At 43.8% G+C, this 24,264-nt stretch carries 30 protein-coding genes; 21 read left to right on the forward strand and 9 right to left on the reverse strand.

Going from position 1 to position 24,264, the window contains the following annotated elements; genetic code table 11:
* Positions 1–42: 42 nt before the first annotated feature.
* Positions 43–603, reverse strand: coding sequence for an NUDIX hydrolase (locus tag AAFP14_RS02980; protein WP_341730828.1), 561 nt, complete (start codon positions 601–603; stop codon positions 43–45).
* 247 nt (positions 604–850) lie between these two features.
* Here AAFP14_RS02980 and AAFP14_RS02985 point away from each other — a divergent pair, with 247 nt between their 5' ends.
* The gene (locus AAFP14_RS02985) at positions 851–1,123 is read left to right on the forward strand and encodes a hypothetical protein (RefSeq protein WP_340517512.1); all 273 of its coding nucleotides are present in this window, start codon (positions 851–853) and stop codon (positions 1,121–1,123) included.
* Between the two features lie 147 nt (positions 1,124–1,270).
* Here AAFP14_RS02985 and AAFP14_RS02990 read toward each other — a convergent pair whose 3' ends face one another.
* Positions 1,271–1,690 (reverse strand): hypothetical protein, encoded by a 420-nt coding sequence (locus AAFP14_RS02990; RefSeq protein ID WP_341730829.1) that lies wholly within the window; start codon positions 1,688–1,690, stop codon positions 1,271–1,273.
* Between the two features lie 498 nt (positions 1,691–2,188).
* On the opposite strand from AAFP14_RS02990, the gene era reads away from it, so the two are divergent.
* Positions 2,189–3,100, forward strand: coding sequence for a GTPase Era (era, locus tag AAFP14_RS02995; RefSeq protein ID WP_341731077.1), 912 nt, complete (start codon positions 2,189–2,191; stop codon positions 3,098–3,100).
* Between the two features lie 118 nt (positions 3,101–3,218).
* On the opposite strand, the gene AAFP14_RS03000 is transcribed toward era, so the two are convergent.
* Positions 3,219–3,575: a type II toxin-antitoxin system PemK/MazF family toxin gene (locus tag AAFP14_RS03000; RefSeq protein ID WP_341730830.1), complete on the reverse strand. Its 357-nt coding sequence runs from the start codon at positions 3,573–3,575 to the stop codon at positions 3,219–3,221.
* Positions 3,572–3,799 (reverse strand): hypothetical protein, encoded by a 228-nt coding sequence (locus tag AAFP14_RS03005; RefSeq protein ID WP_341730831.1) that lies wholly within the window; start codon positions 3,797–3,799, stop codon positions 3,572–3,574. Before AAFP14_RS03005 ends, AAFP14_RS03000 begins: the two co-directional genes overlap by 4 nt.
* A gap of 242 nt (positions 3,800–4,041) precedes the next feature.
* On the opposite strand from AAFP14_RS03005, the gene AAFP14_RS03010 reads away from it, so the two are divergent.
* From AAFP14_RS03010 to AAFP14_RS03085, 16 genes are all read left to right on the forward strand, one after another.
* Entirely contained in the window at positions 4,042–4,626 is a 585-nt protein-coding gene (locus tag AAFP14_RS03010; protein ID WP_341730832.1) for a Uma2 family endonuclease, read from the forward strand.
* A gap of 161 nt (positions 4,627–4,787) precedes the next feature.
* Positions 4,788–5,366 (forward strand): Uma2 family endonuclease, encoded by a 579-nt coding sequence (locus AAFP14_RS03015; RefSeq protein ID WP_341730833.1) that lies wholly within the window; start codon positions 4,788–4,790, stop codon positions 5,364–5,366.
* 52 nt (positions 5,367–5,418) lie between these two features.
* Entirely contained in the window at positions 5,419–5,766 is a 348-nt protein-coding gene (locus AAFP14_RS03020) for a hypothetical protein (protein ID WP_341730834.1), read from the forward strand.
* Positions 5,763–6,044 carry a hypothetical protein gene (locus AAFP14_RS03025; RefSeq protein WP_341730835.1) on the forward strand — a complete coding sequence of 94 codons (282 nt, stop codon included), beginning with the start codon at positions 5,763–5,765 and terminating at the stop codon, positions 6,042–6,044. Before AAFP14_RS03020 ends, AAFP14_RS03025 begins: the two co-directional genes overlap by 4 nt.
* Before the next feature lie 125 nt (positions 6,045–6,169).
* Positions 6,170–6,370, forward strand: a complete 201-nt coding sequence (locus AAFP14_RS03030) for a type II toxin-antitoxin system VapB family antitoxin (protein ID WP_341730836.1) — start codon at positions 6,170–6,172, stop codon at positions 6,368–6,370.
* A 66-nt stretch (positions 6,371–6,436) separates the two neighbouring features.
* The gene (locus AAFP14_RS03035) at positions 6,437–7,015 is read left to right on the forward strand and encodes a Uma2 family endonuclease (protein WP_341730837.1); all 579 of its coding nucleotides are present in this window, start codon (positions 6,437–6,439) and stop codon (positions 7,013–7,015) included.
* A gap of 71 nt (positions 7,016–7,086) precedes the next feature.
* Positions 7,087–7,317 (forward strand): DUF433 domain-containing protein, encoded by a 231-nt coding sequence (locus tag AAFP14_RS03040; protein WP_006634608.1) that lies wholly within the window; start codon positions 7,087–7,089, stop codon positions 7,315–7,317.
* A complete protein-coding gene (locus AAFP14_RS03045) occupies positions 7,314–7,400 on the forward strand; it encodes a DUF5615 family PIN-like protein (RefSeq protein WP_263053636.1) in 87 nt (28 codons plus the stop codon). The genes AAFP14_RS03040 and AAFP14_RS03045 overlap by 4 nt, the downstream gene beginning before the upstream one ends.
* Positions 7,401–7,407: 7 nt before the next feature.
* Positions 7,408–7,647, forward strand: a complete 240-nt coding sequence (locus AAFP14_RS03050) for a DUF5615 family PIN-like protein (protein ID WP_341730838.1) — start codon at positions 7,408–7,410, stop codon at positions 7,645–7,647.
* A 496-nt stretch (positions 7,648–8,143) separates the two neighbouring features.
* The gene (locus tag AAFP14_RS03055; RefSeq protein ID WP_341730839.1) at positions 8,144–10,105 is read left to right on the forward strand and encodes an AAA family ATPase; all 1,962 of its coding nucleotides are present in this window, start codon (positions 8,144–8,146) and stop codon (positions 10,103–10,105) included.
* 265 nt (positions 10,106–10,370) lie between these two features.
* Positions 10,371–10,625, forward strand: a complete 255-nt coding sequence (locus tag AAFP14_RS03060; RefSeq protein WP_341730840.1) for a hypothetical protein — start codon at positions 10,371–10,373, stop codon at positions 10,623–10,625.
* Between the two features lie 108 nt (positions 10,626–10,733).
* Positions 10,734–11,000 (forward strand): DUF4258 domain-containing protein, encoded by a 267-nt coding sequence (locus tag AAFP14_RS03065; RefSeq protein ID WP_255699703.1) that lies wholly within the window; start codon positions 10,734–10,736, stop codon positions 10,998–11,000.
* Between the two features lie 2 nt (positions 11,001–11,002).
* Positions 11,003–11,218, forward strand: coding sequence for a YgiT-type zinc finger protein (locus tag AAFP14_RS03070; RefSeq protein WP_341730841.1), 216 nt, complete (start codon positions 11,003–11,005; stop codon positions 11,216–11,218).
* Between the two features lie 277 nt (positions 11,219–11,495).
* Positions 11,496–12,437, forward strand: a complete 942-nt coding sequence (locus AAFP14_RS03075) for a Fic family protein (protein WP_341730842.1) — start codon at positions 11,496–11,498, stop codon at positions 12,435–12,437.
* Between the two features lie 232 nt (positions 12,438–12,669).
* Complete coding sequence (locus AAFP14_RS03080; RefSeq protein WP_341730843.1) at positions 12,670–12,912, forward strand: hypothetical protein; 243 nt, start codon at positions 12,670–12,672, stop codon at positions 12,910–12,912.
* Positions 12,909–13,331 carry a type II toxin-antitoxin system VapC family toxin gene (locus AAFP14_RS03085; RefSeq protein WP_341730844.1) on the forward strand — a complete coding sequence of 141 codons (423 nt, stop codon included), beginning with the start codon at positions 12,909–12,911 and terminating at the stop codon, positions 13,329–13,331. Before AAFP14_RS03080 ends, AAFP14_RS03085 begins: the two co-directional genes overlap by 4 nt.
* A 366-nt stretch (positions 13,332–13,697) precedes the next feature.
* Here AAFP14_RS03085 and AAFP14_RS03090 read toward each other — a convergent pair whose 3' ends face one another.
* From AAFP14_RS03090 to petM, 3 genes are all read right to left on the reverse strand, one after another.
* A complete protein-coding gene (locus AAFP14_RS03090) occupies positions 13,698–14,615 on the reverse strand; it encodes an NAD(+) kinase (RefSeq protein ID WP_341730845.1) in 918 nt (305 codons plus the stop codon).
* 244 nt (positions 14,616–14,859) lie between these two features.
* Entirely contained in the window at positions 14,860–15,837 is a 978-nt protein-coding gene (locus AAFP14_RS03095; protein ID WP_341730846.1) for an NmrA family NAD(P)-binding protein, read from the reverse strand.
* A 190-nt stretch (positions 15,838–16,027) separates the two neighbouring features.
* Complete coding sequence (petM, locus tag AAFP14_RS03100; protein ID WP_340517484.1) at positions 16,028–16,132, reverse strand: cytochrome b6-f complex subunit PetM; 105 nt, start codon at positions 16,130–16,132, stop codon at positions 16,028–16,030.
* Between the two features lie 69 nt (positions 16,133–16,201).
* On the opposite strand from petM, the gene pdxA reads away from it, so the two are divergent.
* Together pdxA and AAFP14_RS03110 are read left to right on the forward strand one after the other, a co-directional pair.
* Positions 16,202–17,314: a 4-hydroxythreonine-4-phosphate dehydrogenase PdxA gene (gene pdxA, locus AAFP14_RS03105; protein ID WP_341730847.1), complete on the forward strand. Its 1,113-nt coding sequence runs from the start codon at positions 16,202–16,204 to the stop codon at positions 17,312–17,314.
* 301 nt (positions 17,315–17,615) lie between these two features.
* Entirely contained in the window at positions 17,616–21,218 is a 3,603-nt protein-coding gene (locus AAFP14_RS03110) for an OmpA family protein (RefSeq protein WP_341730848.1), read from the forward strand.
* 122 nt (positions 21,219–21,340) lie between these two features.
* Here AAFP14_RS03110 and AAFP14_RS03115 read toward each other — a convergent pair whose 3' ends face one another.
* Both AAFP14_RS03115 and AAFP14_RS03120 read right to left on the reverse strand, forming a co-directional pair.
* Entirely contained in the window at positions 21,341–21,673 is a 333-nt protein-coding gene (locus tag AAFP14_RS03115; protein WP_341730849.1) for a winged helix-turn-helix transcriptional regulator, read from the reverse strand.
* A 27-nt stretch (positions 21,674–21,700) separates the two neighbouring features.
* Positions 21,701–22,621 carry an NAD(+) kinase gene (locus AAFP14_RS03120; RefSeq protein WP_341730850.1) on the reverse strand — a complete coding sequence of 307 codons (921 nt, stop codon included), beginning with the start codon at positions 22,619–22,621 and terminating at the stop codon, positions 21,701–21,703.
* Positions 22,622–22,990: 369 nt separating this feature from the next.
* On the opposite strand from AAFP14_RS03120, the gene ispG reads away from it, so the two are divergent.
* Positions 22,991–24,211: a (E)-4-hydroxy-3-methylbut-2-enyl-diphosphate synthase gene (gene ispG, locus AAFP14_RS03125; protein ID WP_341730851.1), complete on the forward strand. Its 1,221-nt coding sequence runs from the start codon at positions 22,991–22,993 to the stop codon at positions 24,209–24,211.
* Positions 24,212–24,264: the final 53 nt, after the last annotated feature.

The following is a 24,264-nucleotide window of genomic DNA, read 5'->3' on the forward strand; positions in this document are numbered from 1 at the left end:
GTAAAAACCCGGTTTCTTCGATCGAAGTGCGTAAGTCTTAATCTAAAATCTAAAATTTAACGATTGCTGTTGCCATTCTAATAATAATGCTCGACATTGGAGACAAGTTAAATATTTTAGTAAATCCCTAATTCCTGCTGGTGTGATTGAATATGCAGCACCGATATTTGCGGAGTTTACTGTTGCTTGAGGGTGCAATTCTGCTACAAAACCGTAGAGTTTTTGATTGGAGAATGAACTGTTAATTGCCCATCCCATGGCATTAATTGGTTGTAGCTTGGCGATCGCACTTTCTGACACTCCTAATTCCCTCTTGATTATAGCTGGAACTGCGTCTGCTGCTGTTACTCCAGCAGGTACGCGACCACCGGGAAAATCCAGGGTTGCTTCTCCCACACCGGGGCGATACATTGGTACTGGAAACAGCAATGTGTCATTTTGAACTGTCAAAATTACCACTGAATCTGCCCTTTCTACCCGCCAATATTCGAGGGTTTTCCCTTCGGATGTTTCCAGATGTTCGCCGATTAGTTTTACCCAATCGGAGTTGATTTCTATAAACCGGTCTAGGGTTTTCCAGTGGGGTTTGGTCTCTGAATTCATGTTGTAATTTTTGGTCAGAAGATTAGAGGTTTTTGTGATGGTAATCGATTCTTGGCGATCGTACCAAAGCCACAGGATTTTTGCAGCTTCGAGCCGATTTTTACTCCAGACTGTTAAGTTTTACTACAAAAAAGCACAATTTACGAGAGAAATCTGTATCATAAAATACATATAAGTAGGTTCTGCGCTGTCGTTTTGCTCTGTGGCAAGCCCTAGTGCAGACTCTTCCCTCGACAGGAGGTTTGAGATGAAACTAGAAACCGATATTTGTACTGGGCTACCTCAATCAACCCAAGCAAGGGTCGCGAGTGGGCGGGAGTGGGAAAAATTTGGTTCGCGCCCCTCAACACCACCACCCAAATTTGCCGCTTCTACCTGGGTGAGATTATTCAATCCGCCAACAGCATTCAGTTTTGACGAAGCATGGCTTTTGTGTGAGTGTTCCGAACAAAAATGGCTGGCTTGGATTCCTGATTATGGCGAAATTTTGCTCAGTACCAATGAATTTTGCGCTACTTGATGATGAGGTACTGGTGCCGATTTCAACCGCCTGCTCGCTATTTATTTAAGGAAATTTAGCAAACAAAAAGAGCCATAGCTTTTCTACTGCTCTTTTTGTTTAAAAATGCCCTTGATTTGTAGTTGCTAAGTAGCAGAGTCTACTAGCTTATTTGCAAACAGCACGGTTATTTGCGTTTCTGACAATCGTGCCTACTTTGCCGTTAATTTGAACTGGGTTTTTGGTACTGGCTCGGATCAATCGAGGCTGCTTGCGAAGACATTCTTTCACTGCTTCTGACCAGGTGTTGAGAGCCGAAGTATATTCTGAGCGAGTCGCTGGAGCGCGAAACTGATCGGTAATTAAATAATCGGTGGTGATGCTAGTATCCGTAGCAACATTGGTAATAATTGGAAAATCAAAGGCTTTGGGCAAGCTTCTGTCAGGGATTGCGCCCGGTAGCATTTGATATTTCATCGGGCCAGCTTTGTAGTCAAAACCTGCTTTAGGGCTGGTTTGAGCGAAGCTGGGCATCGGCAAGCTGGCTACCAAAACGGTGCAGCAAGTCCAAAATAATTTCGATTTCATTAGATTCATCTCCTCAACTTTATAGGAACACTAACTAGGTGGACTCCACAAACCTAAGTTTCTCATTAAAAACAAGCTGTTAATCATGAGTTTTTGGTGTTAGTTTCAGCCGCCTAATTGATTACCACACATCCCCAAAAATTTTCCAACTGCCTTCCCAGACCAACTGTAAAATGGTTTCAGTTCAGTTAAATTTTTACTGGTCTGAATTTTTGACAGGTTGGGGAACTGGGTTGGAGCATAATTATTGATTTTTGAGCGATGCCTGTGGGAACTTTATCAAATTTTGTCTCAGATATCAAGCTTTGGGATGAGGAGATGGCGAGATGGTGAGATGGCGAGATGGTGTGGATGTCAAGAAAATCTTTGCTCTTGCTGTTTCCTTCTCGATCGAATTGTCGTTTTACCATTTTCAGGGGAGAATGGGTGGAGAAGGGGCTTGATTGAATATTGGTGATTTTAGTGGAAGATAGCAAGATTATAGACTTATCAGAAGTTATGAGTGTTCCCGCGGCTCCTGCGGGTTACAAATCGGGGTTTGTGGCGATTGTCGGGCGCCCGAATGTGGGGAAGTCAACCCTGATGAATCTGTTGGTGGGGCAGAAAATTGCGATTACTTCGCCGGTTTCTCAGACGACTCGCAATCGACTGCGGGGTATTTTGACTACGGATGAGGCACAAATAATTTTTGTGGATACTCCGGGAATTCACAAGCCTCATCACCAATTGGGTAAGGTTTTGGTCCAAAATGCTCGAACGGCGATTCGATCGGTCGATTTAGTGCTATTTGTGGTGGATGGCTCGGTGGAGTCTGGTGGGGGCGATCGATATATTGTGGAAATCCTCAGCAATACGGAAGTGCCGGTGATTTTGGGGCTCAATAAGTTGGACGAACAGCCTCCTGATTCCGTGTTAATCGATCGCACTTACGAGCAAATTGTCAATCCTCAGTGGCCTGTGGTCAAGTTTTCGGCTCTAACTGGCGAGGGTGTTGAGTCGCTGCAAAAATTGTTAGTCGAACATTTGGACGTTGGGCCTTATTATTATCCGCCGGATTTGGTGACTGACCAGCCGGAACGCTTTATCATGGGTGAGTTGATTCGCGAACAGATTTTGTTGCAAACGCGGGAGGAAGTGCCACATTCTGTAGCCATCGCGATCGAAGTTGTGGAAGAAGAACCGAAAATTACTCGCATTCTCGCTTCAATTCACGTTGAACGGGACTCCCAAAAAGGGATTTTAATCGGTAAGAGCGGCACTATGCTAAAGGCGATCGGCAGTGCGGCCCGCGAACAGATTCAAAAGTTAATCGAGGGTAAAGTATATTTGGAGCTATTTGTCAAGGTGCAACCGAAATGGCGGCAGTCTCGGACTCGTTTGGCGGAATTGGGCTATCGGGTGGAAGACTGAGATTCTTGATTCATAGATCTGAAGTGGATAAGATTGTGGCGACTTATCGCGATACAATTCAAAAAAGGCTTGCTGCAAAAAATGTTTGTCTAGTGCCTGTAATTGCTGCTGTTGATCGTTAACTAAAGCCAAACACTTGCTTAATCGCCCAATCAACCCTAGCCAAATCCTCCCCACTCAACTCCCCACGTACTCTTACCAGCCGTTGGCGATGGTCGATCGGACGAGTCTGTAAACAATCCGCGATCGATCGTTTCGCCAGTCTATTCATCGCCGATGGCTCCAAATCAATATTCGTCGAGATACGCGCCTTTTTCTCATTCCATTCCGTAATCGGCACAACCTGAATCACAGGCACACGGGCATTGTAAACATCATTCGTCACAATGATACAAGGTCGAACCTTTCCCGTTTCAGAACCTCTCGTCGGTTCCAAATTAACATCAATAATCTGCCCGCGCCGCAAACTATTCATTCTGGCCAACCCGCGATCGCGTTATTCGTCAAAGCCTGCAAATCGGCATCCTCCCCATAAACTTCCGTATATAAATCCGCCGACATCTCCAACGAATCTAACTCCTGCTGCAACTTCCCCAGCGCCACCCGAATCAATTCATCCTGATTCTGAAAACCATACTGCCGCGATCGTTGGACAAATGCCCACAACGACTCATCCAAATTAAACTGCGCTTGCACCATAAAACAGCTCTCCCAAACACAATAATTCCTAGTTTAGCACCCTGCACAATCCACTTGTTGCCATCTCTGAGAAGTCCCGTACTGAGGGCATAAAATTTCTGTCAATTGTGACGATCTATCAACAAATCAATTTAACCAAACAATTCAAAAAAGACTTGCTGCAAAAAATGTTTGTGTGAGACTAAAATAGGGAATAGAAATAAGCTCCATTACCCATTACCTACTACCCATTACCTAAAAAAATGGTCGCTGCAAAAAAAAACTTTCCCCAACTTACCCCAGAAGACTACTTTGCTTGGGAAGAAAAGCAGCTAGAAAAGCATGAGTATATCGACGGTCAAGTCTACGCCATGAGCGGTGGCAGCGTAAACCATAGCCGCATTGCCGTCAGACTCACAACTCTCTTCTCCAATCATCTAGAAAACAGCAGTTGCGAAACCGGAAACTCCGATCTGAGAGTCAACATCGCCGGAACCAAAAACTACACCCATCCTGATGTCAGCGTCACCTGCGACGATCGCGATAAAACCACAACTCAATACATTACCTACCCCTGCTTAATCGTTGAAGTTCTCTCTCCCAGCACTGAGGCATACGATCGCGGTAGCAAATTTAGAATGTACCGCCACAACCCTGTCTTACAAGATTACCTATTGGTTAGTTCCACCAGTATCGAAATGGATTTGTATCATAAAAAAGATACAGGTGAATGGCTCATCATTAACTACAAAGAAGATGATACCATAGAACTAAAAAGCATCAATCTCAGTTTTGCGATCGAACAAGTCTATCGCAACCTCGACCTCACCCCAGAAACAACAGCTTAAAATTGATAGAGCAATCCTAAATCATTCATACAGATATGTAGGGGCGGTGCCAAGAGTGCCCGCCCTCCGAGGGATTGGGCAACCACGGGGCAAGCGAGCCCCTACAAGAATTATGCAAATGATTTAGGATCGCTATAGAGCAATTAAATTAGGAGATTGTTATGATTGCAGCTAAAGAGCAGGAGCGGTACTTTACGCCTGAAGAGTATTTTGCTTGGGAGGAGCAACAATTAGAAAAGCACGAGCTAATTGATGGTAGCGTATATGCGATGACTGGCGGGACTAGAAATCACAGTGATATCGCGGGAAACTTTTTACTGAGAATCAAGCCCCACCTGCGGGGTAGTGGTTGTAAAACATACAATTCTGACTGCCGCGTAAATATCCTCAATACTAGCAACTATACCTATCCCGATCTGAGTGTCACTTGCGATCGGCGAGATAATTCTAGCCCTCAATATATTACCTATCCCTGCTTAATCGTTGAGGTTTTATCGGATAGTACCGAGGCTTACGATCGCGGCAAGAAGTTTGACAAATATCGCCGCAATCCGAATTTAATTGATTATGTGTTGGTGAGTTCTGATGAAATGGCGATCGATATGTATCATAAAAATGACGCGGGGGATTGGTTGATTCTGAGCTATCGAGCGGGCGATCGCGTCGAGCTTAAAAGTATTGGATTGAGTTTGGCGATCGAGCAATTCTATGAAGAAATTGTTTTTGAGCAGCAATCTTGAATTTATTATTAAGAGGGCGACATAATAATATTGATGTAGAGTTCTAAGAAAATTGAATATCAATATCGAACTGGCTTCCCCACAGGATTTCTTACCCACAATTCCGGGGTGGCGCGACAGGAGTATCTTCATTGGCAAATACGGTGAAATCTCGTTTTATCACTATGACTTTATAGCCCAAGCACTCTCCAAAATATCCAGGGGATTCGATCGGGACATTAAAGATGTTCAAGCCATGTACGAACAGAAATTATTTTCCTTAGAAGAACTGCGTAATAGTTTTGAGAGTATTGCACCCGAATTAATCCGATTTCCCTCTCTTAATCCTGATGCGCTCAGAAGCAGAGTTGAGAACTTCATCAAACGTTTTGAAAGTAACATAGAGGATGGACAGTTATGAGCTTGAATGAGTTACCGGGAGCAGAGCTAATTCTACCTGGACTGGACGATCTTCATCATGGTAAAACTAATACAGTTGGGTCATTGTTAGTCGCGATCGCGGCAACGCGCCTAGCTGAAGCGGGCTTAGATGTTCCTCTCGATCGTCTGGCCGCAGAGCCAGAACTGACTCTTTATGCCCGCCTTCAAGATGAACGAGATGATGCTTATCCCTACTACAATGCTTTGCTGAATCGCTTGAATAGCTTTTGCAATGCACTTGAACTTCGTTATATGTGAGAATATGCGATCGATCGGCAGGAACAAAAGGATTTAATTAAAAAAAAGATGTCGATCGCTGCCGGTGGGCGATCGCTTATAATTGGATGAAAGCGCGATCGATAAGACTCACCCCAAAAATACCTATGAAAACCACGATCGAAATCGATAACTCCCTCATCACTAATGCGCTCCAGGCGACTCGACTCACAGCACAACAAGAAGTTGTCGAACTGGCTCTGAACCTGTTGATCCAAATGAAAAACCAACAGAACCTCCGGGCGCTACGGGGTAAACTCGCCTGGGATGGCGACCTCGATCGCATGAGAACCAATACGGAACAATAGTAAGCCCATGATTATTGTTGATTCCAGCGTCTGGATTGACTACTTTTTTTAAATTAGGAGATTGTTATGATTGCAGCTAGAGAGCAGGAGCGATACTTTACGCCTGAAGAGTATTTTGCTTGGGAGGAGCAACAATTAGAAAGGCATGAGCTAATCGATGGTCGCGTATATGCGATGAGTGGGGGCACGCAAAATCATAGTGCGATTAAATTAAATATCGGGAGTTCGATCTCAGCACATTTGCGGGGCAATAAGTGCCGTGTTTTTAATTCAGATTTAAAGGTTAACATTCTCAATACTCCTAACTATACTTATCCCGATTTAAGCGTGACTTGTGATGACCGCGATCGAGAGAATGTTTTTTATATTACCTATCCCTGTTTGATTGTCGAGGTTTTATCCGATAGCACCGAGGCTTATGACAGAGGCAAGAAGTTTGAAAAATATCGCCGCAACCCAAATTTGGTCGATTATGTTTTAGTGAGTTCTGATGAAATCGCGATCGATATGTATCACAGAAATGATGCGGGGGATTGGTTGATTCTGAGCTATCGAGCGGGCGATCGCGTCGAGCTTAGAAGTATTGGGTTGAGTTTGGCGATCGAGCAATTCTATGAAGAAATTGTTTTCGAGCAGAAATCTTGAATTTATAAATGGATTTATGAGGATACATTCTATGTAGCTTCACAGAAAAATGATATTACCGAGTGTTTCTTATGAACTACCGAAACCACATCACGATCGAAGCAAATAAACGCGGTGGTAAGCCTTGTGTACGCGGCTTGCGAATTACGGTTTATGAAGTGCTTGAGTACCTGGCTTCCGAGATGACTGAAGCAGAAATTCTAGACGATTTTCCCGATTTGACACGAGAAGATTTAAAAGCTTGTATAGCTTATGCTGCTGACCGTGAGCGTCGGTTTATGACCGCGACCTTATCGGCATGAAATTACTTTTTGATGAAAACTTGTCGCCCAAGTTGCCGAATCGTTTGAGCGATATTTTCCCAAATTCGCTTCACGTCCTTTGATGTGGGCATGAAAGCAACGATCGACCCAATAGTTTGGGATTATGCAAAAGACAATGATTTGATGATTGTCTCGAAAGACGCGGATATGCACGATCTGAGTTTGGTATTTGGGAATCCACCGAAAGTTATTTGGCTTCGGCTTGGAAACTGTTCGACATCACAAGTTGAAAATTTGCTGCGTCGGGATTTTAAGGCGATCGAATTATTTTATGAAGACGAGACTTTATCGCTGCTTGCTTTATCATAATGCACCGATCGCCGAGGGTGTGCGATCGACTCTCATCTCAAATCTAATATAGATAAATTTTTTCAGTGCGACGGCTGAAGTGTTTGAATCGAATCGTGCGGCGAACTCGATCGAGGAAAGAAGATTTCGATGGGGAGTAATAACGGGTTGACATACATCATTAAGCTGCGGTATTATTCGACTATATTCAGTATTGTACCGCAACTGCGATACGATTATAAGATTTATCGGTAGCAAGTTAACCTGTCGGCAAAAATTACATTTTTCCGCGCGAGTGCTTCGATAAATCTTATCGTTCCAGCCGACCGTATTAAGATCCAGGGGTTTGCTCGAAAGAACATCTACGAAGGCTGAACTCCATCCTTCTGTCGATGCACACAACTTGTACAGGACTTGATATCTCCTTGTATAATTCTAGCACTGCTACTCAGCCTGAGAATTGGGTAACTTGTTTTCGTATTTTCAGAATATAGGTTTGGAGCGGTTGACAGACACTATGAGATTATCATTTCTCAAGATTCACAAATCAATAACTTCTTTTCCAGATACAGAACTACCCAATTTTGTGGTTCTCACAGGGGTAAATGGTGCAGGAAAAAGTCATCTGCTGGAAGCAATTGAAAATGGCTCAATGCAAATTGACGATATAGTAGTAAATAATCAGACACGTCCTATTCGTCGCTTCGATTGGATGAATCTCATTCCACAAGATACAGGCGCATTTGCGCCTTATCAAATCACTCAAGAAAGATATGGATTTTGGAATGAATTTTCTCAACACATAAAAGAATTCCGTCCCCAGATTTCTCAAGCTCTTCATCAATTGAATCGAGTTGATTTAGACAAGCTTAAGACTCGCGAAATAATAGATCTCACACCAGAAAAATTAATTGCAGCAGGTAGCACTAGGGAGCAGGCAAATCAGCTTGTTGAGGCGATTCAGAATGCTGCTTCTACTGCAACTCAAAATGTAACTACTAGATTCATACAAATTGATCCAATCAATAGACAACGATTAGTAAGTCTCTTTCAGAGTAATACCAGTATCCCCTTAATTGCTTTGGAGGAAGATGACTTTTATCATTACTTTCCCAGAAGTTGGCAACCTGTTGACATGTTTCAGCAGTCATTTGGCAGACTATTCGCAGACTATCAACGCCACTGGCTCAACAATCGCCTTAGAGCCGTGGCAAATTCTGAAGGTGAATCCGTTAGCTTCTTAACTGATGAGGAATTCTTGGACAAGTATGGAGAGCCACCTTGGAAATTTGTAAATAGTGTTCTTGAAACGGCAAATCTCGATTTTAGAATTAACCAACCACCGAAATATGAAGATAGACCTTACGAGCCGATTCTCACGGATAGAATAAGGAACTCACAAGTAAAGTTCAATGATCTGTCTTCAGGTGAAAGAGTTTTGATGTCTTTTGCGTTGTGTCTCTACTATGCAGGCGATCGTCGTCAAATGGTAGATTATCCAAAAATTTTATTGTTCGATGAAATTGATGCTCCTTTGCACCCCTCAATGACTCAATCTCTTCTACGAACCATTCAAGATGTGTTGGTAAATCGCCACGGAATTAAAGTGGTTATGACCACACATTCACCTTCAACAGTAGCTCTATCACCAGAAGAATCTCTGTATGCGATGTATAAAACAGATCAAAAGCGGATACAAAAGAGTACAAAAGATAAAGCCCTATCTATACTGACTACTGGAGTTCCAACCTTAAGTATAGATTATGAAAATCGCCGTCAAGTATTTGTTGAGAGCCATTATGATGTTCAGTTTTATGAAAGATTATACGAAAAGCTAACGGAGCATTTGATTCCTGAAGTATCACTCAACTTCATCGCATCTGGAGTTAGAGGGAACGGTAATTGTGACCAAGTAAAAGAGGTTGTTAATCAACTAGTTAAGGGAGGTAGCAGAACAGTTTATGGAATCATCGACTGGGATTTAACTAATTCTGGTAACGAGCGCATAAAAGTTCTTGGGAGGGAAAACCGTTACAGTATTGAAAATTATATTCTTGATCCAGTTCTTATAGCAGCTTTACTTTTGCGAGAAAAGTGGATAGAACGAAGTGAAATTGGGCTTAGTGAGTGTGAAACCTATATTAATTTTGCCACTTTCGATAGCACTCGGCTTCAGGATATCGCTGATTTCGTAGTAAATAAGGTACAGCTTCACATATCGCCAGCAGTGGGAAACGACAAGCTGCTATGCCAATACCTTGGTGGACAAACCATAAACTTACCAAAATGGTTTCTTCATAGACAAGGACATGATTTAGAGACGACTCTGAAAGATGTCTTTCATAAGTTGAAGCGGTTTACAAAAGAACCTGACTTAAAATGGGAGATCATCACAAAGGTAATTGATGATGTGCCTTCCCTTATTCCATGCGATTTTTTACACTTGCTGAAAGATATTCAAGGCATTAATATAGGTTAATGGTCATGCAAAATCTACGCTTTAGCTACATTCAAGCAAAATCGGCAGAACAACGCTGTTGCAGCGGACTGCCAAAGGTCGTTGGTGTGTTTGCAAAGGTTATTTTCAGCCACTGAACAGCAACGTTATCTCGTAAACGCTGCCTGACTTTGGAGATGATTCGGAAGCTCGATTTGGTAGAATAAACAAATGCTAGCGATCGCTCCCATGCGACAAGCCATCATCTCCAACTTTTTCACCTAACCTCAGACGAGGAGAGTCTCAAATGCCATTGACTGAACTTATGTCACAGGTGCAGGAGCTTTCAAAAATTGACAAGCTGCGGTTGATGCAGTTTCTGGCAACAGAACTGGTCAAAGAAGAAGATGCAACAAACTTTTTTGTTGCCGATCGAGAGTATCCGGTCTGGTCGCCTTACAATTGCTCTGAGGCTGCCAATGTTTTAATGAATCTTCTGGCAACAAAACAACAAGAACAGAAGGGACAGGCTTTTTATCAGGAGATTACTGAGAGCTTGTAACTGAGCTAAACTGGTATGAATAACTAAATCAATTCTAAATAATTGGGTAGATAGAAATTGGCTGATAACATCTTAGAGCAGGTACGAGAAGCGGCAAGTAAGCGCTTATTGTTTCTACCTCATACGATCCGGCAAATGTCCCGCCCAGATCGAATGATTGCAACTACTGAGGTTGAAGCGGTGGTTAGGACAGGCGAAGCGATCGAAGATTACCCAGAGGATGCAAGGGGGCATAGTTGTCTCATGTTAGGGCTTGGGCGAGATGACCGAGCAATTCATGTGGTGTGTGCCCCGAAAGACGAATATTTAGCTATCATTACGGCATATCTGCCCGATCCCAGCCAATGGACACCGGATTTTAGAGGGAGACTGTAAGAATGGAATGCTTGTGCTGTAGAAATAAAATGCGACGCGGAACCGCCCCATTCACGATCGATCGAAATGGTTATCGTGTGTCATGGGACAACATTCCAGCGTGGGTTTGCGATCAATGTGGCGAGGTTTTATTTGAAGCCCGCGAAGTTGATTTGATCCAGGAAGCATTAGTCGGTTTAGATCGAGAGACTGCGACGTTAGTTGGTCAGTTATCGTAGTAGCTATATAACAATCGCGCTGCACTGGAACGTTCTAATCTGGTCGGTTAATGGCAAAGGTTATCTACGTCCGGTGAGCACCAACGCTATCTCACAAACGCTGCCTGACCTTGGAGATGGTTCGGAAGCTCGATCGCGAGTTTGACAAATCAGAAAATTGGTAGAATCAATAGATACGCGATCGCACAAGGTCGGAGAACGATCGCCTGATTCGGCGATTTTGTGAGGAGTTGGGGATTGAGGTGCCGTTTTAGGGAATGGGGGAGTATTTTCAAAGATGTCTACTCAACTATACGAGAAATTCATTCAAAAGGTAATTATTTTAGGTAAACAAAAGGACTTTTCATTAACTTCTTCGATCGACAACTATTTAATCATGAATTATCGGCTTAAATTAGAACGAATCGATAAACTAAAAGCTTGGCTAGATGGGTTTAGACCGTTCGATTCCCCCCTCGTCGCCGAACTCAAAAAGCTCTATGATGTTCGCTTTACTTATAACTCAAATGCCATTGAAGGTAATACTTTAACCCAAAGTGAAACGGAATTAGTTTTAACGAAGGGCATTACTGTGGGGGGCAAAACCCTTGACGAACATTTAGAAGTTATTGGACATAAGGAGGCGATCGATTATATTGAAAATTTAGCCCAAAGGGATACGGAGATTAATGAATGGGAAATTAAGCAAATTCACAATCTTATTCTCCGCAAAATTAACCCGGAGGAAGCGGGTAGTTATCGCACTCTGGATGTGATGGCGGCAGGAACTAATTATCGTTATCCTCCCCATTATTTATTGTCTCAATTAATGAGAGATTTTGCGAGCTGGCTGAATTCGGAATCTGCCTTAAATCTCCATCCAGTCGAATATGCGACTATGGCTCATTATCGTTTTGTTTCTATCCATCCTTTTCGGGATGGGAATGGTCGAACGGCTAGATTATTAATGAATTTACTCTTAATCCGTGCAGGCTATCCGATTGTGGTGATTGACAACCAAATCCGCAATGATTATATTAATGCTTTAGCCTACGGGCAACAAAACCAAGATGATTTAAGCCAGTTGTTTGCATTAATTTTTGATGCTACGATTAGTTCGCTTGTGGAAGTTTTAAGATTGTTGGTGACAGCCAGTAGCAGCAGGGGAAAGGGACAGGCTTTTTATCAGGAGATTACTGATTTTCTCGATCGCAGCGGTGGTTTAGGGGATGGGGAATAGGTAATGGGTAGGATGTTAAACACAAATGTTCCTGCGTACCAACGCTATCTCGCAAACGCTACCTGACTTTGGAGATGATTCGGAATCTCGATCGAGAGTTTGACAAATCAGAAAATTGGTATAATAAATAGATACGCTGCGATCGCGCACCATGCAATAAGCTAGTAGATCCCCAAAAAAAATGTTTGTGTAAATCGTTAAAAGAGTACCAAAAACAACCAAGGAGAAACCCATGTTAACCCTAGAAATGGCAATCGAAAAAATCCAACATTTTCCCCCAAATCAACTCGAAAAGATTTTTGAATATATCGAATTTCTTGAGTTTCAAGCCAATAAAAAAACCTTTGAGCCGATTGATACAAAGTCACAGAAAATATCTTTTACACAAGCAGCCCAAGAGTTTGTTGGTTGTTTAGATAGCGATCTCGAAGATCTTTCCCACAATTCCCAATACCTAAAAGGCTTCGGAGAATGATGAGTAACCCCATTATTTTAGATACTGGAGTTTTAATTGCCTTTCTGATGCCCAAAGATAAATTTCACTCTTGGGCAGTCTCCCAACTTTCCCAAGTTACAGATCCCGTCATTACCTGCGAACCTGTAATCACAGAAGCCTGTTTTCTCGCCCAGAGAATCCATCATGGACAAGCAACAATCTTAAAACTAATCAAACAGGGACATATTCAAACTCCTTTTATTCTCAATCAAGAAATAGAAGCAATTGAAAATCTAATGGAGCGTTATGCATCCGTGCCAATGTCCCTAGCCGATGCCTGCTTAGTCAAAATGAGCGAGATCTATGAAGATAGTTCCGTGCTTACCCTAGATAGCGACTTTCAAATCTATCGCAAACACCGCAACCAAAATATTTTGGTAATCATGCCAAATTTATGAGTCATATCAATTCCGGTTGCACCGGAATTATTAGTAGACCAAATTAGGAGACGGCAGTGCCCATTGGTGTCAACTTAAGCCTGAAAGCCCGCCAAGTCTGTCTGTGATCCCGCGAATCCGCCAGGGGTTGAAACCCCTGTCTAATAGAAGACAGTCCTCTCAAAGAGGACTAATGAGTTCTTCAGTCCTCTTTGAGAGGACTTGCGCTTTGAGGCAGGGGTTTCAACCCCTGCCGGACTATTGGTTCTACCTTAAGTTGACACCAATGGGCACTGCCGTCTCCTCTATATTATTCCGGTGTTACCGGAATTAATATCACTAAAAAACCCGTGCATTCGCGCCGGGGGGGAGTGTCAACAACAACTATCATGGCAACTCAACGGAACTGGGTTTAGCAATATGAGGTAATCCCCAGCCCAATTTTTCCCGCAAAACATGGAAAAATTCAGGAGGTTGCACCCTCACGAAGCGCGCCTGATAGGGAGCACGCTCTACTTGCACCCAATCCTCTGGTAGAACATAACATCCGCCGTTCCCGTCTACCACCATAACCAGACGGTTAGGACTTGCTGGCAAAATCTTCACCGGTTCTGTGTTGGAAAACACCAAAGCCCGCGACGCCATGGAATGCGGGCAAATAGGTAGCAATTGCAACACGGGTACTCCCGGAATAATCACTGGGCCGCCAGCAGATAGGGCGTAGGCTGTCGATCCTGTCGGAGTCGAGATGATTACTCCATCGGCGGCAATGTCCACAGAAGCGTGATTCCCGATCGCCACTTCAAAATGACACATACAAGTCAGCGGTTCCCGGTGCAGCACCATTTCATTCAAACACAGTGCTTCCCAGAGGCAGTCATTGTCGCGAAACAACCGTACTGCTAGCATTGACCTTTCTTCGATTTCGTATTCTCCAGCCAGCACCTTCTCTAAGGCTTGTGGCAGCAAGTTAAGGTAAGTTTCGGTCAAAAAGCCCATGTGACCGGTATTGACAGTCAGCAGTGGCACTCCAATGGGAGCGACTTGGCGAAACGCAGACAGCACAGTACCGTCGCCTCCCAACACCACGGCAAATTCCATGTCGCTGTCAAAACCGGGGGGGACAATTTTGTCGATCGGAGTGTGGCACATGGGGCGATCGGGACTAGAATACCCCAAAATTCCCCCGGAACCGGAAACAGCACAGACATCCCAGCCGATCGCCGTCAGTTGTGCTTTCAACTCTTGGGCGATGCGACAAGATACAGGTTTAACGTCGTTATATATAATCCCAGCTTTCGGCACGATCGACTACCCCGCCCTACTATCATCGAGGATAGAAACTACGTCATCTTTATCTTTATATAATAAATTGGAGAGTTCCAAAGTTCTGGTGGGAAACAGTTTCAATGTGGCGCGTCTTATTACCGTCATGAAATTTTTAATCACGTAGATTTTGCAGTTTGTGGCGGCATCAAACCGCCACAAATTACCGAAATTTAATCCCAGAACTCAGCAATTTGAGTCCTAGAAATGGAGTATAAGCTGATTAAAACGTAAAAGGCATTTTTTGTTTACCCCGTTTTTTAGTTTTAAGCTGCTCGTACTCTATTTCCTTGAGCTTCTTGGTAATCAGACTAAAGTATTCTTCCAGATAAGATTCCAAAGTAGTAGTTTCTTTGGGGTCTATTCCGAAGACACTGTAAACTTCATCCATCGGAGCTTTCAAGGGTTTTCCGGCGGCCAAAACTTCGGAAAAAGCCAATCTGTCAGCTATGTTCCAACTCCACTGAAAGAACTCAGCAAATTGACGAGTAGCCTTCAACAAAGCATCTGGGGTGCGAGTGATTTTGGCTTGTTTTCCAGATAAGCGTTCGCATAGGCGCACAATTTCTTCTGCATCCCAAGCGCGAGGACCCACCACGGGAAAGCTTTTTTTCTCAGTTTCGGGAACGGAAAGGGCTCGGACTGCAAATTTCGCCACATCCTGAGTGTTCATGTAGGCGAGGGCTGAGGGCTTGTTGGGCAACCAAACGGCCTGACCATCCAAAATCGGCATGGCGTATAGGCTTAGCAGTCCTTGCAAAAATCCACAAGGCCTCAAGATGGTGTAATCCAAACCGGATTCTGCTAAAAATAGCTCGGTACAGCGCTTAATTTCCAATAACGGGACTTGGGGATATTTCTCGGCGTCCAGAAACGAAAAGAAGATGTAACGCTTGACTCCTGCTGCAACTGCTGCTTGAATCAACGATACTTTCCCGTCCCAGTCTACTCTTTTGATGCTTACAGAATCGGCAGCGCTAGCTGTGGCTGCATCGATGATAGCTGTTACCCCGGATAGCGCTGAAGTCAGACTATCTGGCTGGCAAAGGTTTCCGGGTACGAGTTCGGCACCCCATTCTTTCAAAAATGCAGCTTTTCTGTAATTTCTTACTAGGCAACGCACCTGGTAGCCCTCGTCTAGGGCACGGCGGGCTATTTGGCGGCCGAGTGTGCCGGTGGCACCTAAAATCAATAAAGTCATCTAGGGATTAATTATGAATCTTAAACTTTCTATAGGATTGTATCAGGTTTTTGTTAAGTTTGTATAACAAACTTAACAAAAACCTGAAAATTTCTCATTTTGGCGTTGAGACCTACTGCGGAGGGCTGGCTTTCGGGTGCGTACAAACTGGGTAGATGAGTCCCCTGGCAACAGTCCTAAGTGCAAAAACTTATTCTTCGCCGCCCTGGAGTTTGAGCAGGAGGAAGCCTCCGCCAATACCCACAAAAATTAGGGAAAATGACAACAAGGCTGCATTTAAAATTTCAGGATTCATGGTTTATATCTCTAATTAGGCGATCGCATTCAATAAAGATAGTATAAATTGGGGCAACGAGCTACAGGAATGCTAAAATTTCAGTGCGGAAAAAGTTCTAGATTTCTGGAGAAAAATGCCTTGAGTCTCGATCGAGGATTGAAACTAGCTGTAACTCTGGGAGATCCGGCAGGAATTGGGCCGGAAGTGATTCTCAAGGCTTTGGCCGATCCCGTAGAGGCTTCTGGGGTGTGGACGATCGGCTCTCGGACAATTTTGCAGCAAACTTATGATAAATTGCGATCGCTAGATCCGTCCCTAGCCCTAGCCAATCCCGACACATTAAATATTATTGACATCGCATCCGACAGCAAATGGGGCGAAATTATCCCTGGTGTTGGTAATGCAGCCAGCGGCGCTGCTAGCTTTGTCTATCTCGAAACTGCCATCGCCCGTACCCTCAGTGGTGAATTCTCGGCGATTGTCACAGGACCAATTTCCAAAACTTGTTGGCAGGCTGCAAATTACAATTATCCAGGACAAACAGAACTTCTGGCCGAAAAAGCGCGATCGAAACGCTTCGGAATGCTGTTTGCAGCCAAATCTCCCCACAGCAACTGGATGCTGATTACTTTACTGGCTACCACACATATTTCCCTACGTCAAGTCCCCGATGCTTTAACTCCAGAGTTGTTGAGCGAAAAACTGGAATTGCTCATCGAGTGTTTGCGGGCAGATTTTGGGATCGAAACACCCAGAATAGCGGTTTCTGGCTTGAATCCTCACAGTGGCGAAAATGGGAAACTGGGAAATGAAGAGCAAGACTGGATGATACCCTGGTTGGAAACTCAGCGCGATCGGTTTGAGCAAGTACAGTTAGACGGGCCCATCCCACCGGATACCCTCTGGGTAAAGCCCGGTAAAGCTTGGTACGGTTTAGCAGCACCTACTCACGATGCTTATTTGGCAATGTACCACGACCAAGGTTTGATTCCGGTAAAATTAATGGCTTTTGATAAAGCAGTTAACACTACAATTGGCTTGCCCTTTGTCCGCACATCCCCCGATCATGGCACTGCTTTTGATATTGTAGGTAGAGGGATTGCGGATGCTTCCAGCATGAAATCTGCCTTAGAGCTTGGGAGGGAGTTGGCCACCAGAAGATCGCTGGCAAAATGGGGCGATCCGCGAGATACTAAATAAAACGGATCGCCCTCTCTCTCCCAGTAGAGAGAGAACCCGCTGAGTGTCTAAAAAGATGAAGTTAATTAACTAAGGTTAGTCAAGTATATAGCAATCCTTGCAGGAGTCGCAAGTTTTTTACCCCACCCCAACCCGGACCTTATTAAGGTCCGGGAGCAAGAAATTCACAAATGATTTAGAATTGCTATAGATAGGTTAGTTAGCTTGATTCTGTTGAAATTTGCTATTGATTTTCCCTTATATGGGGTTGCCAACGGGTGATTTCCTTTCATTAGTCAAAGTCAAATCATGGTAAAAAAATATGACAGAATTTAATCTCAATTCAGAGGAAAGGGAGCCATTAGAAAATACTGACACCGATGCTACAAATCAGATAGGTAGTAAAGCGGGCGAGCAACTTCAAGAATTAATGAAAATGCTGGCGGAGTTGCAATTATTAAAATTAAAAAATGAATCTAACGAAATTAATTTAAGGTGTACAAAAATGTCTAACAATAATAATGAGGAGAAAAATGAACCAAATCAGCAATGGTCTTTTTTGATAGAATCACCAGCAATTATCCCCGAAGTTGTGACAACAGAGCCAGAAAATCCCAGTCCGAAAAAAATAAAAAAAGAACGATTAGGAACGCGAAAATCCCAGCCCCAAAACGAAGAAGTGCCTTCGGAAGAAACCTTAGAAGAGGCTAGAGAAAAGTTAAAGCGGTTACAGCAATTACTATTTGAACGGGATTTACCAGAGTTTTATGATAATGTTTTGAGCGTAGAACAGAGGTTGGCAAACTTTGAAAGGCTGATTTCCGATCCCGATGAGTTGCTAAAATTATTAACACCATTAATTCCTGAGTTGCTGAGCGGCCAAGTCAGGGAATTGAAGTCTGAGTTGCGAGAGGCGATCGCACCGGATGGTAGTCCCAGAATTAATCAGAGTAACATAGAAGCAAAAGTAGTAGAACTACAAAATCAAATCGCGATTCTATCTCAGCAAAAAATCCCCAATTCAGAACAGTTAATCAAAGGGTTAACTCCCATAATCAGCGATTTGCTCAACCGCAAACTAGAGGAGTCTAAGTTAGGGGTAGATTCAAAAATTGCACCGGCTGTCAAGGAAGTAATTAACCACCAAAACGGCCTCGAAGAAAAAGTATTAAATATTGAACATCAAGTTGCTCACGTTCAACAACGTTTTCAGCAGCAGCCGGAAGATTTAGTCAAACAACTACTGCCCATAATTAACGAGTCGCTGAATCGGAAAATCAGTGAGTTAAAATCTGAGCTAATCCAGACTGTGACACCCTCAGCCCAGGTGAGAATAGCTTGGGCAGAAATCGAAGAAAAAGTATTAAATATCATCGAAGGGCGACTGCTAGATCAACAACCACAAATTCAGCAGCCGGAAGAAATAATTGGGCGGGTAATGCCAATCATCACGGAGTTACTTAACCGTAAAATAGATGAATCTAAATTAGATTTAGCCGCCCTCATCGAACCTTTGATGGCTAGCCAAAGTCATCAAGAAGTAATTAAAGGGCAACTGTTGAATGTAGAAAATAAAGTTAATCTGATTCAGAAAAAGCAGAATTCTCAACCGGAAGAAATAATGGCCAGGCTGATGCCGTTAATGATTGAGTCGCTGAATCGGAAGATAGATGAGACAAAGTTAGAGGTGAGAGAGGCGATCGCCCCCGGTATCAATGAAGCTTTTCAAAACAGTGGCATAGAAGCAAAAATCTTAAGAAATGAGCATCAAATTATCGAAGTTCAGCACGAAACAGTCGCCCAGTTAGAAGGGTTGATGGCAAGGATTATGCCCCGGATATCTCAGGTGCTGTTGGAAAAAATCAGCGAAGCAAGAGTAGAGATAGAAAGTGCGATCGGTCCCGCGGTGGATGCCATTATTCAAAATAAAAGAATTGAAGAAAGACTGGGGAAAATCGAACAAAAAATTGTCGCGATCGAACACCGAATTTATGAATCTACTGACTTGTTTACCGATTTATTGAAACCTTTAATTGACGAGCTTATGGTCGGTCATCACAAGCAACTAGAACAATCTGTGATAGAGTCAATTTTGCCTTTATTAGATGAGGTTGTTAATTATAATTATCAACTCAATGATAAAGTAGAAAATCTGGAACGTAAACTAAAGGATGCTCAATGGGGTGGCAATGAGGAAGCATTAGTTGCCAAAATTAAAGCCATTTTCCTGGAAATGATGCTAGACACAATTAACGAATCCCAGGAAGCATTTACTGAAACAATTGCCCCCATAATCGATCAAGTAATTAATAACAAAACCAGGGAAAATAGGCAATCGATGGGAATCGCAATATCTCCAGCGATACCAGTGGGAATCAGCCACCGCATCAATGAATCGCCAGAGGAGATTGCACAGGCGATCGCACCCGAAATTGCCTCTGCTGTGAGAAGACAAATTAATCTTAATACAGAAGCGATGTCGGATGCACTCTACCCGATTATCGGTAGTACGATTTTGAAGTACATGGCCGAGACGATACAGGAGATTAATGAAAAACTCGAAAAAGCGGTGAGCTTTGAGGGAATTACCCGCAAATTTAAAGCTAAGTTACAAGGGATTTCTGAAGCAGAATTGCTGATGAAAGAGACCACACCATCAACTGTTAAGGCAGTATTTTTAATTCAAAAAGACTCTGGGTTAGTAATTACAGCAGTGCAACAGTCACAAAGTGAGCAGCTAGAATCGGAAATGGTGGCGGGGATGTTAACTGCGATTCGTTCTTTTGTTAACGACTGTATCTCTCAGTCTGGCAATATTGCAGAAATTGATGCCATAGAATACGGGACATCTACGATTTTATTGGAAGTAGCGGGTTCCTGTTATCTAGCGGTAGTGGTGGAAGGAGAAACCCGCCAATGGTTTAAGTATAAAATGCGAGCAATTTTCAAAAATATTGTTCAAGAATACGGCAGTAAAATCCAGTCATTTAATGGAGATCCAGCCAGTATCCCCGTGGAAGTCAATTCGGAGTTGCGGAAATTAATTGATACAAATGTCAAACCTAAATCCACTCAACCTAAAGCGTTATTAATGGTGGGATTTGGACTTTTAGGTTTAATTATAGTACCTTGGGGGATTTATCAATACCGTAGTGGAATTGAACGCAGATTAGAAGCTGAGACAAATTTAGCTTTACAGTCTGCTCCCGAATTATCAGTTTATCGACTCACGGCAGATGTGAAAGGTAAAGTAGCAGAGCTTTCGGGACGAGTACCGAATCAGAAATTGCGTTCAAGAGCCCTACAAATCGCTCAAGGAGTTGTGCCACAATTAACCTTAGACAATAAAATTATAGCTGTGGAAGTACCTCCAGACCCAGTGTTAGTGGAGGCTGATGTCAAGCGGACAGTGGCTCTGTTGAACAAAGTAGAAAGCATTGACATTTCGGCTCGTTATGCGGCAGAGAAAGTTACCGTAGAAGGTAGCGTACTCCAGGCAAAAGATGCTCAGAAAATAACAGAAGCTTTTGCTAAAATTCCGGGGGTGAAGTCGGTCACAAATACAGTGGTAATAGGAAGTAAACCGCTGTCTAAGGCCATGGGAATTCGGATTTATTTTGGTGTGGGGGCTGCTACTTTGCCGGCGAATGACATCACCCAAAAAATGAAAGAAATCAAGGTATTTATGGCAGAAAATAAAGGCAAGAATTTGAGAGTAATTGGACATAGCGATTTTAAAAGCAATCCTGCCGAAAATCAAAGATTGGCACTGGAAAGGGCGAAGAATGTGAAAGTAGCTTTAGTGAATAAAGGAATAGATAGTGACAGAATACAAGTTGCTTCTAGCAAAAGTCGTCCTGCAGGCGTGGCGGAAAATCAACCATTGTGGCTGAGTAGAACAGTAACTTTTGAAGTGGTAAATTAAAAGTTGCCATGGCTTTTTAAATACATAAAATATAGCAACTGCCAAGGCTGTTAAGGTAAATGCTATAAAAAGCGATCGCGCTTCAGGTAAACTAGAAGGCGATCGGTAATTTATTGTCAAAATTAATTTGTTAGATCGAGATACTTCACACCCCATTCGTGCATGGCGTCGATGATAGGTTTGAGGCTTTCTCCCAAAGGTGTTACCGAATATTCGACTTTAGGAGGAACCTGCAAGTAAATTTCACGATGGACAATCCCGTGTAACTCCATCTCGCGCAGTTGTTGTGTCAGCATTTTTTGAGTAATGCCTTTTAAGGCCCTTTGCAACTGATTAAAACGCTTCACACCTTGAAATAGCTCGCGCAGGATTAATACTTTCCAACGTCCGCCAATGACATCTAAAGTTCTTTCTACAACACAACTGGCTCTCTCCGTATCTGTTTTGACTTCCATAGTATCTTTTAAGGATTTAATTGCCTTTTAATTGCGGTGATTGTTGTTATACCGAATGCGGGCTCCGGCCCACTGAAGTTTTTCTCTCAAAGTGCCGTAATAAGAATAGTTTTCTCGCAAAATGATAAATTTAGCCTCGCAGTCCGCCATCCGCACGTCTACGCGCTGTCCTGGCCAAATGGCAGTACCTAAAATCCCATCTGTCCAGAGTTTGGTACTGAGTTCGTAATCTGCTAAGGGCCAAATGCTGACTACAGAACCGGGTGGCAAAACTACGGGGCGACTGGATAAACTTAAAGGGCAAATGGGGGTAACGGCGATCGCGTCCATGCCAGGGTGTATAATCGGGCCGTTGGCAGATGCGGTGTAGCAAGTAGAACCTGTGGGAGTTGCGACAATTAAGCCGTCGCCCTGATATTGATCCACTACTTCGCCGTCAACTTCCATTTCCAGAATACAACTGGGCATTCGATCGGCGCAAGCAGGTTTGATGCACATTTCATTGAGGGCCAAAAAGCGATCGCTTTCCGGTTCCAGATTAGTTCTATTTCCCTGAAAAATCGCCGCCTGCAACATCATCCGCTTCTGCACGGCGTATCTATCTTCAGTAAGTCTGTCCCAAATCTCTTCAGTATTTTGGAAATCGTCAAAAGATTCAGTTAAAAAACCTAAGTGTCCCCCCACATTGGCAGCCAAAATCGGGATACCATCAGCAGCTAAATTTCGGGCCGCAGCCAGGGCAGTGCCGTCACCACCAAGCACCACAGCTAAATCAATGGGGCTGGTACTAGAAGCCAAAAACACTGGGTAGGGGTTGTCTTTTGGGCCACTGGGCCCCATCAAAACATGACAACCGCGACTTTCTAACTGCCGAGCACATTGTTCTGCCCACCGCTGGCTGAAGGGATCTCTGGCTTTGTGGGCAATAATTACTTGTTTTAGTTGCACAAACTGTCGATTTTAGATTGGGGATTTGGGATTGTGAGATCGATCGATCGGGGATTGGAGATTGTTAGATTTTATGCAAACTGCAAAATCCACCGATTTGAGATTTTATGGTAGCTGCAAAATCCTAACAGGTGCGATCGCACAAATTGGTTTTGGAGATCATTTTTAGATTCTAAACTATTTTCGAGAATTGCGAGGCAGAGAATCGGAATATGTGTTATCGGGCCGAGCCCATAAATTCGATCGCACATCCCTTAAAAAAAACCAAAACCCCAAACCTCAGTCTCCAAACAGACCCTTTCTGTGGCAATCTAAAAAACAGCGGAGACAATTTTATAAACTTTTGGTAACAAAACCCAGCAATCAATTATGCAAACTCTACCAAATCCAACTAAAACCCCCAACCCTCAACCAGCCTTCGACACCACCATCAAACGGCGCAAAACCAGACCCGTCAAAGTAGGTAGCGTCACCATCGGTGGCGGCAACCCAGTGGTTGTACAATCGATGATTAACGAAGACACCCTCGACATTGACGGTTCAGTAGCCGGAATTAGGCGATTGCACGAGATTGGCTGCGAAATCGTCCGCGTCACCGTGCCCAGCATGGCCCACGCCAAAGCCTTAGCCGAAATCAAGCAAAAACTGATCGCCACCTACCAACCAGTACCCCTCGTTGCCGATGTCCACCACAATGGCATGAAAATCGCCCTAGAAGTGGCCAAACACGTAGACAAAGTAAGAATCAATCCGGGTTTGTACGTGTTCGAGAAACCGAAAGCTGACAGAACCGAATATACCGATGCCGAATTCGCCGAAATTGGCGAAAAAATCAGGGAAACCCTGGAACCCCTAGTGATATCTCTCCGAGATCAGGGCAAAGCTTTGCGAATCGGAGTCAATCACGGTTCCCTCGCCGAAAGGATGCTGTTCACCTACGGCGACACCCCAGAAGGCATGGTAGAATCCGCCCTGGAATTCATCAAAATTTGCGAATCCCTGGACTTCCGCAACATCGTCATTTCCCTGAAAGCCTCCCGTGCTCCGGTGATGGTGGCGGCTTACCGCTTGATGGCACACCGGATGGACGAACTGGGCATGGATTACCCCCTGCATTTGGGTGTCACGGAAGCTGGCGACGGGGAATATGGCCGTATCAAGTCCACCGCGGGGCTCGCACCGCTATTGGCTGATGGTATCGGCGACACCATCCGCGTCTCCCTGACAGAGGCCCCAGAAAAGGAAATTCCTGTCTGCTACAGCATTCTGCAAGCCTTGGGATTGCGGAAAACGATGGTTGAGTATGTGGCTTGTCCTTCCTGTGGTCGTACTTTGTTTAATTTAGAGGAAGTGCTGCACAAAGTGAGGGCGGCGACGCAGCATCTGACGGGTTTGGACATAGCAGTAATGGGTTGTATTGTCAATGGGCCTGGAGAAATGGCTGATGCTGACTATGGTTATGTGGGGAAGCAGGCTGGTTATATTTCGCTGTACCGGGGCCGGGAAGAAATTAAGAAGGTGCCGGAGGACAGAGGTGTGGAAGAATTGATTAATTTGATTAAGTCGGACGATCGCTGGGTGGAACCTTAAGTAAGCGGATGCCGGATGATTAATTTTAAATCCGGTAGTTACCCAAAGTAAGG

Source organism: Microcoleus sp. EPA2, assembly GCA_020882975.1.
GTDB lineage: Bacteria > Cyanobacteriota > Cyanobacteriia > Cyanobacteriales > Microcoleaceae > Microcoleus.